The organism is Bacteroides sp. 1001136B_160425_E2 (assembly GCF_015559655.1).
Taxonomy (GTDB): Bacteria; Bacteroidota; Bacteroidia; order Bacteroidales; family Bacteroidaceae; genus Bacteroides; species Bacteroides luhongzhouii.
On sequence record NZ_JADMQH010000007.1, the window covers coordinates 11990 to 25430 of the forward strand.

7 protein-coding genes are annotated in these 13441 nt (G+C 39.8%); all 7 read right to left on the reverse strand.

Features of this window, described 5'->3' with window-relative positions:
• Positions 1-16: 16 nt before the first annotated feature.
• A complete protein-coding gene (locus I2I04_RS08350; protein ID WP_195654781.1) occupies positions 17-2128 on the reverse strand; it encodes a hypothetical protein in 2112 nt (703 codons plus the stop codon).
• Positions 2129-2219: 91 nt separating this feature from the next.
• The gene (locus I2I04_RS08355; protein ID WP_195654782.1) at positions 2220-3053 is read right to left on the reverse strand and encodes an alpha/beta hydrolase; all 834 of its coding nucleotides are present in this window, start codon (positions 3051-3053) and stop codon (positions 2220-2222) included.
• Positions 3054-3163: 110 nt separating this feature from the next.
• Positions 3164-7426 carry a glycoside hydrolase family 2 TIM barrel-domain containing protein gene (locus I2I04_RS08360; RefSeq protein WP_195654783.1) on the reverse strand — a complete coding sequence of 1421 codons (4263 nt, stop codon included), beginning with the start codon at positions 7424-7426 and terminating at the stop codon, positions 3164-3166.
• Positions 7427-7487: 61 nt separating this feature from the next.
• Positions 7488-8690, reverse strand: coding sequence for a SusE domain-containing protein (locus I2I04_RS08365; protein ID WP_195654784.1), 1203 nt, complete (start codon positions 8688-8690; stop codon positions 7488-7490).
• A gap of 15 nt (positions 8691-8705) precedes the next feature.
• The gene (locus tag I2I04_RS08370; RefSeq protein WP_195654785.1) at positions 8706-9971 is read right to left on the reverse strand and encodes a glycoside hydrolase family 76 protein; all 1266 of its coding nucleotides are present in this window, start codon (positions 9969-9971) and stop codon (positions 8706-8708) included.
• A 111-nt stretch (positions 9972-10082) separates the two neighbouring features.
• On the reverse strand, positions 10083-11459 hold the full coding sequence (locus tag I2I04_RS08375) for a BT_3987 domain-containing protein (protein ID WP_195654786.1): 1377 nt from the start codon (positions 11457-11459) through the stop codon (positions 10083-10085).
• 25 nt (positions 11460-11484) lie between these two features.
• On the reverse strand, positions 11485-13434 hold the full coding sequence (locus I2I04_RS08380; RefSeq protein ID WP_195654787.1) for a RagB/SusD family nutrient uptake outer membrane protein: 1950 nt from the start codon (positions 13432-13434) through the stop codon (positions 11485-11487).
• Positions 13435-13441: the final 7 nt, after the last annotated feature.

Genomic DNA, 13441 nt, shown 5'->3' on the forward strand with positions numbered 1-13441 from the left:
TATGTAATATTAGAAGTTACCACTTTTCGATGTATGCAGGCATGGGCATAAAGCCTTCACAACGGACTGCCCAGCTGCCATCCTTGGGAAAGCCTGGAGCCTGGCCGGATGAGCCATCCCAACCACCTGCCATCATGGCAACTGCTGTGAGTAATCCGCCATTAGATGGGAAATAAGGGAATGGACCTCCTGTAGCCAACCCATGTTCGTCAAACCGGAAATTGTGTGATGGATGGAGCAGAAAGTCTATCGCCATACCGGTATTTCCACTGCGTGCGGCGGCCATTGCCAACATTGGAAAATCCCATCCCCATGTACGATTAAAGTTCCATTCGTTTGCAACTTTAATCAGAGTGCGTGAGAAGGTTGCTCTGTCTACCCCGTCACCGGGAAGCATACCGTAAGTGCCGATTAATCCCGGATGTTCAAATGCGTATTTTTTCCACATTTCAGGTATTTCTTCATAAGTCACATATACTCCTTTTTCCACGGGGAGAGGAGCGAGTTTTTCAAGAACGTTTTTCCATGACTTTTCTGGAGGTAATCCAAGGCGTTCTCTCCATTTTTGTGCCATTCTTAATCCAGATCGCCAATAACTTAATTCAAATGCCGGATTTTTGGTCTTTCGAGGATCTGAATTCTCAGAAACGAGATAGAGTGGAGGCCCGAGAACAAATTTGTCTTTTTCTTTGTCATAGAAAGCGTAGTCTGCCATGAAATCCGCTGTGGCAAATACTACTTCTTTCCATTTTTCAAGTGTTTTTTTATTGGGATGTAAACGATAATCCAGTTCTGCGAAATAGATAGGATGCGGCTCCTGCCATAATAGAGTCGCATGAATGAGGTGTGGCCATTCACGGTCAAAATTGGCGGTACATTTTGGCCATCGTGCTCCATTATAGCCTTGACTTTCTGCACGTTGTTTAGATGAGTTCAGAAATGTCCGATATATACCGAGACTTTTATCCCATAAAGACCAACGATTCCACAATGCATAATGTACTCCATGCCACCAAATCATTTCAAAGTGGAAACGCCCATACCAGCCATTGTTAACTAAGCCACTTTCTTGGGGGGGGAGTGTCCCTGCTTCGTTTATCTTCATGACATATTGTGATAAGACGATTCTTCTTTCCAACTCTTTCCAGCGGGGATCTTTACTCTCTGACAGATCAATTGCCGCTCCTGATTTCCAAAAAGAATTCCAGGCCGTTTTACTTTCACTGAATACAGAATCCGGCAGCGGCAGAACGGTATTCTTCTCACGGGAAAAAAGGCAGGTAAAGGAAAGTTTCTCCGTTTCTTTAGGAAGTAATTCAAACCGATGGGGAGATTTGGAAGATGTGATACTGGCAGGAGTAGACCAAAATAGTGTTGTATAGTAAAGGACATCGTCCATTTTTCGGATAATACAGGCTGACTCATTCCTTAGCTTTTTTAATGTGGAGCGGTGTTTTTCAGGAGTATCATATGTTCCTACATAGTTACTTTGTTGCTGTTCATTTGCATATGGGAATGCCAGGAATACTGCTATCTTTCCTTTTTTTACAAGTGGGCTTTCTATAGTGACAGCTATCGCGTCCAAATTAGGATGACAGGCGGTTTTCACAGTGACTGGATTTCCCTCAAATTTAAAATGACTGCTAATGATACCTGTCCATAAGTCTACTTCCTGACAGGTTTCGGATAAATCCTCCTGGGTAGCCTCACTGCCGTCTGCACGTGTTAATTTAAGACCGATACGTCCAAGATTAAAACGGTGTGGATTAGCAGCCAGCCATTGAGATAGTTTAGGTTGTTCCGGATTAGACAGGTCGTATAATACCTGTCTTCCGTGAGTGTCAATTATACTTTGCCTAAAATCCTCTGCTTTTACTCCTTTGGGTAAAGGAGTACTGTGCCAACCCCAATTTGACATTGTATTGAATGGAACGAACGTTTGTAGTCCTGTAATATCTACACCGAAAGCAAATTCACCATTGCCAACTTGGGCAGGACTTCCGTTGTTCGTTTTTGTTGTTACAATTCGATGTCTTTCTACGAGAGCTTTTCGGTCAATACAAGTTTGTCCACTCATTTGAAGTGCGACAAATTGAATATAGAAAAGGATACAAATAAGTCTTTTCATTCAAGTAGTTTTAATAGTTTCTATATTTTATTGTCTTGTAGGACAAGTCTTCATTACACAATATGAACAGAGTTCTTGAGATTCCGCTCTTTTATTTTCGTTCCAGATTACGAATAAAGTCCAGTAATAGAAAATGGGCGGGGCGAAGCATTGTCCCATGATTGAATCCATCCAATTCATACAAGCGTACTGACGGATGTCCTACTTGTTTGAGCATACGCCACAGATAGGCATTCTCCTCATATCGTCCGAACATTTCTTGTTCACGATCTCCTGTAATCAACAAAATAGGAGGGCAGTCTTTACGAATGTAATACAAAGGAGCATGTTCGTCAATCATTGGCTGATAGGGCGAAATACCTCTGCTACTTCTGTTGTGGTAATGGGTGATTGCTTGTCCGCTGTATGGGATAAGTGCCGCAAATTTGTCAACATCTATATCGTATTTAGCTAGACGGCTTTTATCAAATCCGATCATGCCGACTAAATATCCACCGGCTGAATGACCGGCCAGATAAATTCTGTTTGGATTTCCACCATAACGTGCGATGTTCTTCATAACCCAGGCTGCTGCAGCAGCGGCATCGTCAACACAATCATCGGTGGTGATATTTGCGTTGATCGCATTAGGATCTTTTTTATCGGGGCATAGTCGATAACTTGCTGAAACGATGCAAAGTCCTTTATTCTTAAGTTCTTCCGGTAGTTCGCGGTTTCCTCCTGTCAATCCGCCACCATGAAACCATATTACTGTTGAAAAATCTTTTTTGTTTGCCGGATAATATACATCCAAACGGCATCTTTCCTGCATATAAGAGTCTTTTTCTCCAGGGCGATAGCTTACAGCCTCATCAGTCTTGTATTCTTGTGCTCCAAGTATGCCTACACATAAAAGCAGGTAAATAGTCCAAATTATTCTTTTCATAATTTTATTTTAAGTGGAGTCCTATTATTTTGTATTTATCATTCATAAGGCTAGAACTCATTATTCCTTATGAATGGTATCACGTTTTTTATTTTATCAAATGTTGTTTTCTATTCATCGGTCAAAATTTTCAGTTCTGCTATAGCCGCTTGTTTTCCACCATCAATGGCAGATAAGGCTTGAAGCTTGACATATCGTGCCTGGTGTGGAGCAAACTCTATTGTTTGCGTTTCTTTAGAATTTGCGAATGTTCCTGTAGCAACAGCTTTTCCCCACTCTTTCCCGTCACGGCTGACATAGATTTCATATTTGGCTATATGTCCTTCTGAAGAATCCTGACGTGGCGTATACTGTAGGCCTTTTATCTTTGCTTCCTTATTCAACGCTATTTGGATATCATGCGGATAAGGTGCCAAATAAAATTGATTGTGTACGGTATGCCAATAGGTATTGATATCTCCGTCAACTGCTAGTTGCATACTTTGGTCGGAGTCACTGTCTACGTGTATAATACTCTGTTTATTAGCGAATACTCCTGAAAGGTTATTGGTGACGTTAACATTCAGTTCGGCTGCTGAAGCCCAATCTTGTCCGTTTATTTCAGACAAGGCTATAAGCTTGAAATAGCGCGCTGTTACAGGCTCTTTCAGTGTAACGACTTGTGTTGTTGAAGAGTTCGGAAAATTCCCTTTCATTTTGTTTTCCCAATTCTTGCCGTCTCTGCTAAAGTAAAGTTCGTAATCCTTGATACGTCCATTGCCTGATTTGCGGGGAGTGTAAATAAATTTGTCTACTACGAGTATTGATGCCATGTCTACCACAATTTCGTGTGGATGCTTGGCGGCAGAGGTTGACCAGCGGCTATGCCAAATAGTATTGGGATCTCCGTCAATAGTATTGCGTGCCTCCTCGCCGACATTCTCGCTACTTACAGATACTACTTTCCAAGCGGAACGATCTACATAGACAGGTAGTTCTAGAGTTGTTGACAAACTCTTTCCCAGGTTCTCTGAAATAGCATAGGCATGTACTTCTCCGCCTGATATGAATTCAATAGGTTCTGAATACTCTTTGTATGGTTTACCATTGATACTATAATATATTGTGGCGGAGGGTGTATCGGTCTTCATGCATAGGTATCCATTATTATCGCGTTCTATAAGAACAGGCATACATACAGGCATCCGAACACGTGCTTTCTTTGTTAATTCGTCTTTTGAATAACTTCTTTCCAACGGTATCATGATGAAACTGAATACTGTAGGTTGAGAGTATAGTTCGTATTTGCGCATCGGAGCCGGCCCGCAACTGGCATTGCCTAGGGGGCGATGTTTGGCATCAAGGCAAAGTATGGTTTCTTTGCGCATAGAGAATTTATACTTATGTATCAATCTTCTGATATTGTCAGGTTCAACCATATCCTGGGCTCTCACATGCAGTGCAGACCCTGACATATTGTTATTTCCTGCGATGAAAACAAAACCGACACCATTGGGATTGGTTAGGGCAATCCAGCGAAGGTCTTCGTGGTTGCCCATCTCTTGTGGTTTTACGTAGTCTACCCATTGATTTGAGACAAGGTCTTCGTATACACCGACATTCGTTGCATCTTTGCGGTCAATATAGTTTTCTAAGGGGCCCCGACCATACCAGCGCATGCGTTCAAAACCTTCGGGCAATTCCAACCTATAGCCTACACGTGGAATGATTTCTCCATTTACTGTCGGAATGATAATGCTGTTCACCAATACAGAACCATCAGATATTACAGTATACTCCATTTCGGTTTGGTAATCGAATCCAAGCTTGCCTCTATATGTATTTTTAATGAATAAGATAATTTTGTCATCTTCATTACGTATTTTCCAATCACCGGCTTCTAGGGTCATATTATATAATCCCTTGCGTTGCCAATCTTCATCCACCTGTCTGTCGTTGTCGGTAGGAGCACGGAATAGGTTCAGCTCTAATCCTTTGCTTATCAGAGGAACTTCGTTTAATGTATAAGCGGACATTGTTCCTTCTTTTTTGGAGAATGTCGCTCTGAAATTTTTACCGTTCACAAGGTAGGCATCTTTGGTTTCAGCTAAGCTGATATTACTCTTTGTTATTTTAAAAACCGGTTTTTCACTATCAGAGAGTTTGAATTGTTCTGATGCAACTTCATAATCGGCTTTCTCCCATTCTGTGTCATATTTTTGTTTAAAGCTGAAATTGATAAAGTATTCTGCTCCCGGAGTTCTCTTAATTTGGCTGTCAGGGATAGTAATTATTTTATTGGTCTGTGCATTCAAAGAGAGTTCTTCCAGGTTACCGGACAAGATTACTTTACCGTCTTCTTCAATTGTATATCTTCCATACAAGTCATTCAGATTGGTGTGGAAACGTTTGTTGGTTATCTTGTACTTACCATTTCCCAATGCTTCCACGCTTATGGGCTGATGTATTTTCTTTACCTCGTAGGCTTTAGCGGAAAAAGTACGATCGGAGAAAATGATTCCGTTTGTGCAGAAATTACCATCGTTAGGCTTGTCGCCAAAATCGCCACCGGCAGCCATATAAAAACCTTTCCCGTTAGGAGCAGGCATTTTGATACTTTGGTCAACCCAGTCCCAGATGAATCCTCCTATAAGTGCCGGATAATTCTCATATATTTCCCAATATTCCTTGAAGTTGCCTATTGAGTTACCCATCGCATGAGCATATTCACAGACTACGTGGGGTTTTACCGTTTCGCCATTTTGCGCCTTATGCAGACGTTCTTTTCCTACGTTTTCGAGCCATTCTACACTTGGGTACATGGAACTAGTTACATCGCAGTAAGAACTATTACCTTCATAATGTGTAGGGCGGGTATTGTCCAGCTTCTTTATGGCTTTTTCTGCAGTTTGGAAATTTTTGCCGTTACCGGATTCATTCCCCATCGACCACATTATAATGGATGCATGATTCCGGTAACATCTTACATGGTTTTCATTACGTTCGGTGAACGATTTTTCCCATTCCGGTTCATTGGATAAAGACATGAGTCCATGGCATTCTACATTGGCCTCGGCCATTACATAGATACCATGTCTGTCGCACAAGTCATAAAAGTAAGGGTTATTAGGATAATGTGAGGTGCGTACTGCATTTATATTTAAAGATTTCATTAATAGTACATCCCTTTCCATTTCTTCTTTGGAAACAGTGCGTCCGTTTAAAGAACTGTGATCGTGCCTATCTACTCCTTTGAATAAAGTTGATTTCCCATTAATCAACATTTGTCCGTCTTTAGTAAATTCTATTTTACGGAAACCAATTTTCACGCTACGGATATCCGTAACTTTCCCTTTTTGTTTTAGAGAGATAGTCAGGTTATAAAGATTAGGAGTTTCTGCCGTCCACTTCATCGGGTTCTCAACATCGAATTGCATATTGTTGATACCCGTTTGGGCACGAATGGCTTGTGAAGCGATTTCTTGACCATTTAAGTTTGTTATCTTTGCTATGATATCACCGTGACCTTTCTTTCCTGTAAGTTTTATGTCCAATGAAACAGAAGCATTTTTGTATTCTTTATCCAAATCTGCACGGAAGAAAAAATCCCTGATTTGTATTTGGGGAGCAGACCATAAGAATACATCTCTAAATATACCACTGAAACGCCAGAAATCCTGACATTCTAGATAGCTTCCGTCAGTAAAACGATATACTTCGACTGCTAAAATATTCTTGCCGGGTTGCAGATAAGGAGTTAGATTAAATTCGGCAGGCAGATAACTATCTTCCGAATAACCAACCTTTTGACCGTTCAGCCAAATATAGAATCCTGCTTCTACACCGTTGAAACGAATAAAGACCTCCCTTCCTTTCCATGAATCGGGGAGAGTGAACTCTCTGCGATAGCTGCCTACAGGGTTGGGCATTGTAGCAAATGTGTAGTCGGAAGGGCGGGGTTGGATGATGTTGGGCCACTCTATCTTTTCCCATTGTGTGTAGGAAAAGGGGTAGATTACGTTACAATACAGTGGTTTATCCCAATTCTTATTATTACGTACAGCTTCAATTTGCCAGGTTGCGGGTACTTTAATATCATCCCATAAACTTACATCATAGTCAGGTTTGTAGAAATCTTGCGGCCTATCTTTAGGATCGGATACCCAGTGAAATTTCCATGTACCATTCAAGGTCTTATAATAGGGTGATTCCTCTATTGGTAAATTGCTGGCCTGTTGCTCATCATCAAAAGGGATAGCAATTTGACAGGCGGTTTCCTTATTCACCCCCGAAACATGTTGGTTACTCCATTCTAAGTCTTCGGGCTTTTGGGCTGTTAGACTTAATGTGTTGAGTAGGAGTACAATGATACAAAAAAAAGATAATTTTCTCATAAATGTAAGACTAATATTGAGTATTCTAATTCTTCAGATATATTTATGTCACAAGTTTCACCTATTTATCTTTAAATGAACGTTCGTGAATATAATACCCTTGGTCTTGATTCATGTAGAATTTGAATGTGGCTAATTGATTGTAACCTTGATTATCATTCACTGTTTTCCATGTAGCGTGCCATGCATTTGAGTCAATGCTATTCCAAAAAGCATAGCGATATATTCTGAAAAATGATGGATCACTTAGGGCTGTGTTGAAATCATTACAATCTTTATAACGGTATCCCCAACGTTCTTCAAATTTTGGGTTTTTATAGGTGACTTTGACTGCGTAACGGGAATCATAGTTCTGTCCGTTTCCAATAGTCCAAGCATAATCGGTCACACTCCAAATTCCATTTCCTTCATATTCCATTGCCTTCCAATAGCTGTTTGCAAACCAGGGTCTGTTGAAAAATTCCACTTTCTCGATTTCCCTCACAGACCATTTCATTTGGGATAGATCTATTAAGAGCCAATATTTACCATTATAAGAAATTGTAGATTTTGTCATTTCCTCAGTTTCTTCAATATTTCCGTTCTCCAGAAGTGTATAATATTTATTGTTTCCTTCGTCACGCAGATACCATTCTCCTGTTTTCAGTTCTGTGAAACATTCATAGTTTCCTTCTATATAGGGCAATGAATAATTTTCTTTAGTGTCTTCTATGGTCATTGCTTGGCCTAGTTTGATTCCAGCTTCGGGTCTTTCGGTTGCTGTGCCTAGAATGCGAAGTTCTACCTCTTTCATAGGAGGATTAATTCGTGTTATAAGAATTGTACGAACTCCTGATTCACCTCCATAGGTCACAGTCTCTTTGTACTTTTGCGCACGAACAGTCCATTTTAACATAATTGTTTCCCCAAGTTCAGCACCTGCGTCCTTAGCAATTAAGTCCATTGTTGAAGCTTCGACTGTGAGTTCAGGGCTTATACCATCATTCAAGCTGGTTATTTTATATATTGGATGGGAAAAATCTCCGTCAATTTTGTCAAATAAGACTTCATAAGTTACGAAGATATAATCGTTTGATTTTGAATATGCCCATTCAAACTTGACGGGCAGTCCTTTTTCTATGATGACAGGATATTCATTACGTGGAAAATAAAGCAAATCTGCAGCTTTAAATTTTGTGTCAATATTGTCGTTGTCATCGCTACATGCGGTGAGTCCCGAGATTATAGACAAGACTCCCAACAATACTATTATTATTTTTCTCATATATGTCTTTTTTATTTAATCAAATTTAATGTCCTTAATCATACACATGGATTCTATTGCTTGGGCTGCACTTGTATATGCACCGAGAGAGCCTCCTGTTCCTTCTTCTCTGGGTTCATAGCATAAAGGACTGAAGTAAGAGTTCTCCCACCGGCCTTGGTTTTTATCAATGCCCTGTGTCCAATAATAAGAAGCATGGCGGTTAATGTATTTATAGAGCTCTCCGCGGATTCTGCTATCATGGTTATCAATGCCTGTATCAACTATCATACGTGCGGCCCAATGGAAGAGAACAGCGTGAAAGATGGAGTTATTCTCGTCATTATAGGAAGTGTTTTCATTACGCATTACCATTTCTCCTTTATATCTTGTATTCATGCGTACAGATGTCATTTGTCCGCGGGCTGCTTGGATAGCTTTGAGAAGATATGCCTTGTCTCCGGTCAGTTTCCATAGTAAACGTCCCGATTCCATGCAAGTGCCTTGTGTATAACTTAATGGTACAGTTCCCAACGTACCATCTTTTTCCATTACATAGTGTTGCTGTTCGAAACAAGCATAAGCGGCTTCTAAAAACTCGTTCGCTTTTTTTTCATTTCCGGCATCTCTTTCGTATTTAGTTAGCATACAAGCTACAATACAGCCTGGACCATTAGTACATTCATTTGCACCTGTATCAGGCAATCTTCCTGGAAGCCATCCGTATGGATTAATTTCATGTCTGGGCCATATGATTTCTTCCCAGTTCTTCTTTGCTGTTTCATAGTATATTTTTTCACCTGTTGCCTCGTAGATTTGAAGCAGGGCAATGGTTATCCAGCATACATCATCAGTCCAGTCAGCACCAAATCCTGTTGAGCCGCCGTACTCAGGATGTTTACTCATGTAGTTATTACCTTTCCTGTCATACCAGTTTTTAAAATAAGTACGGATAGTTGCAGCTTCTTCCGGTTTGGAGTTTTTGATACGATTGTAGTACTCTACCATTACAGCCATAGCATGAGCCTGTTGCCAATAACAGTTACCACTATTGTTATCTTTATTATATTCCGTATAAGAAAACACCCATTCGGAATCACCGCGTTTCTCACTGCAATAAAAACGTTCAATAAATGTTTGCGAAGCAGAATCAGCAGCGGCTGTCCAATCAATTTCATAAGGAGCATAGATTCCGGGTTTCATTAGAGGGTCGGGTAGATTATCGTCACCGGAACAAGAAACGGATATGGCAGTAAGCCCGATAAGTATGGCTGCCATTTTTGTAAATCTGAAATGATTCATATTTTTAGTTATTTGAGTTTCGCAAGTATTCTAGTCAGATCTTTTATCTACAAATAGGATAAATGTAGGAAAAAAAGTAGAATACTTGCGGAATTTATTAATTATTTTTGATTATTCACCATAAGCATAGAATTCTGCCAATTGTGCTTGTTGTCCTATATGGCTTGATTCTACTACTATTTTTATATATCGTCCTTTGGCCTCTGTGATGTCAAATTCCTGTACTGCTGTGATTTGGGCCATTTGGAAAGTACCTACTTTAGTCCAGTTATTGTTATCGGGACTTATATAGAATGTACCTCCCTTTGTTCCTATATTTGTCCTTCTTTGCTGCATAAAGAACTTAAAGAAAGTATGTTCTTTCTTTGTATCTATAATGAGTGTATAAGGTAATGTCGGCACAGGAGCAGGTTCGGATTTCCATTGGTTTTCCCAGTATGTATTAGAGTTTCCATCCAACATATATTTGGCCGGTCCTTCTCCTTTTCCGGAATTTGAACCATTTAACTCTTCTGAACTGGCTGTTATTGTCCATTCTGAACGATCTAGTTTGGGTGTAATTCGAATAGTCACTGCGTAGACGTTATTTGTGGTAGAGACTTCAAACATATTGACACTCTTGATACGTACAGGCAATATATATTCACCACTTCGATTCTCTTTGGACAATTCTTTCAATTGATTGCCATCTATAGTGATTCTTAGAACCGCTTCTGAAATAGAAGCAGGAAGTTCTAAAATCTCCGCGAATGAGTATGAACCTTCAGGTAGTAACTTGTATGAAGTTTTGTTTGCGGTATTGTATTCATCAACATAAGACTGGCTTGCTGCTTCAAAACCACAAACCAGATTCCATTGATTGGCTATATCAAGTTTGAATGTCGCATTGTAATTAATACTGGATTCAATACGACCGTATTCAATCTCTTTTACTCCTGTACCAACCTCTTTAAAGCCAACAGAGGCATTACGAACTTCTAATTGCAAGAAAAGTTCTTTCATGTTGACATTGACAGAATCTGTTTTACTGCTAATCTGCAAGGGTAATACCCATGTTGCTGAGGGATCGCTTTCCATATCTTCCGAAATTTTTTGTGCATCCAAAGATACTGTTATTTTTTTACTTCTGTCAACTGTGGAAAAGTCTAAATGGGTGGCGTTCAAAGAATAGCCGTTCTCACTAATTATTTTGTAATTTACGCCATCCAGATTACTATAGTGATTATCCACTTCTTCCTGTGTTAGTAGACTAATGTCAACATTAGCTTCCAGGTCAGGGTTGCTTCCTGCTTTAATAATGGAGAAGCTATAATGATTGATTTGCCCTGTATTGAATAATGTTATTTGTTGTTTGCCACTATTCTTCAGATACAATATTTTGTGGCATTTAGTTGGAATTGTGTTTTCGAGCTCATATTCCGATCCCTCGCAGGCTCCTAAAGAAAGTAGAATACCTGTCAGTAGTAATAAATATATTATATTTTTCATATTTGTGACTTTTGAAAAGTAATGATTAATAGTTCGGAGCTTGTACTAATTGCGGGTTGTTATAAATTTCACTTGCCAAAATAGGCCATAGGTACATACGGTTATCCCATTGGAATTGCTGTTTGATAACAGTACGTTGGTTCAATGTGCCAAAAGACGGGTTTTTACCTGCTCCTTCTACATTTAAACCTTCTCGTACACCGGCTTTCAGTTTTTGCGGTGCAATCATCCAGCGACGTACATCATAGTAACGGTGTCCTTCGCCCCAAAGCTCGATAAAACGTTCGCTGCGTACCCATTCAATAATAGACATATCAGTCGTTATATCATTTTCTGTTAGTTCGGGAATACCTGCCCGTTTGCGAATAGGGTTCAGATATTTAATAGCATTGGTTTCATCTCCTAGGGCTGCATAACATTCTGCTACATTCAGGTAAAGTTCTGCCAAACGGAAAAGTGGTTTTGCGTAATTTGACTTATTGTCAGCTCCTGTAGCTGTTGAAACAAGGATATTAGGTGATGTGTATTTTTTCATAAAATACCCTGTCACTGTAAAATCGCGATTATGTAAATCAGGATTATATCCCTGTAAATTTGCATCACGTAGGTTTATACGTAGTGGTTTTCCGCCGTTCATCTTAGGTGAATAATCGTCCCCATCGAAAGATATATCAGCATAGAAACGAGGTTCGCGGTTTACATTCAGTTTTATTATCTCTGGGCGGTCGAGATTGGCAGAAGAGAACCATTCATCTTTGGAAGGGAACTCTGAGTCTGTTTCAGGTAGTTTTCCTTTTTTTGTATAAAACTGCTCGACTGTATTTAGTGTCGGGGCAAAGGCACACCAACCGTCTTTCCAGTTGCTCCCGTATTGGGCGACACGCTTTGGCCATGGACCGTAATTGATTTTCTCTTTATCAGAGGTCATAAATACTCCCCAAATGATTTCTGTATTACCATCATTTTCATCAGAGTTTACAATATAGCGTCTTAATAATACTCGCTTTAGAAATTCTTTACCTTCTTCTGTACTGGCGTCTATGCCTGGTACATAAGGTAGGGGTAATTGATCTCTTGTAATTAAGTTTTGTACTACATCCATATCTAGTAACTTACGTTGTCCTTCATTTTCTGCATAGCTTAGTGCCTCTAAGTTAGCGGTCAAAGCACGTTCCCATTTTTCTCTAGAGTAAGAAAGACTAACTAATTCCTTGCCATATCCGGGAGTTTCATAATTTTTATTTTTCCAATTTGGATAAGGGAACTTGCCATTCCATAAATCAGAAGCGGCGTAAAGAAGTACACGCCCTTTTATTGCTTTTGCTGCTGATGCGGTGGCGCGTCCCCAATCGTCCGCATTGCCAACATCAGGTAAGGAATTGACTACATTATCCAGTTTATCTACAATATAATTAACTACATAGTCGTAGTGTGAACGTCCGGGAAATTCTTCCGGTAAAGTACTCATTGGAGGGCGCTGATCCATAACAGGAATGGGGCCGTACATTGCCAGCAACCGAGAATGGTAGTATGCCTTCAAGAATTCGGCTTCTGCTCTCCACCTAATTTTGTCTTCTTCTGTTGAACCAATAGGATGATATTCTGATAATACATTCAAGAACATATGACAATGACCAATATAGTTATACAGACGTTCCCAATATCCATTATTTTTAGTATCTGTAGAACCGGCTGCCCACATATTCCAGGCTGTTCTTTGCTGAGGTTGGTCCCATAATGGAGGATCTACAACCTCATCGGTCGAATATTCTAAAGATTGGGTATAAAAAGGAGCTGTGGATTCTACTCCTTTATAACATGAACTGATAAATTCTACCGCATCTATTTTATTTTGCATAGTGTCATCTATGTCAGGTTGTTCTGGTGGAACTACATCTAAATAATCACAAGATATGAGTGTACAGAGAGGCAATATAACGCCTAATGTTATTTTATTTATAGTAAGCTTTTTCATATTATTC

Bases quoted from the DNA above. Each gene is read 5' to 3' on its own strand.
- I2I04_RS08350 (WP_195654781.1), bottom strand. From the start codon at position 2,128: ATGAAAAGACTTATTTGTATCCTTTTCTATATTCAATTTGTCGCACTT.
- I2I04_RS08355 (WP_195654782.1), bottom strand. From the start codon at position 3,053: ATGAAAAGAATAATTTGGACTATTTACCTGCTTTTATGTGTAGGCATA.
- I2I04_RS08360 (WP_195654783.1), bottom strand. From the start codon at position 7,426: ATGAGAAAATTATCTTTTTTTTGTATCATTGTACTCCTACTCAACACA.
- I2I04_RS08365 (WP_195654784.1), bottom strand. From the start codon at position 8,690: ATGAGAAAAATAATAATAGTATTGTTGGGAGTCTTGTCTATAATCTCG.
- I2I04_RS08370 (WP_195654785.1), bottom strand. From the start codon at position 9,971: ATGAATCATTTCAGATTTACAAAAATGGCAGCCATACTTATCGGGCTT.
- I2I04_RS08375 (WP_195654786.1), bottom strand. From the start codon at position 11,459: ATGAAAAATATAATATATTTATTACTACTGACAGGTATTCTACTTTCT.
- I2I04_RS08380 (WP_195654787.1), bottom strand. From the start codon at position 13,434: ATGAAAAAGCTTACTATAAATAAAATAACATTAGGCGTTATATTGCCT.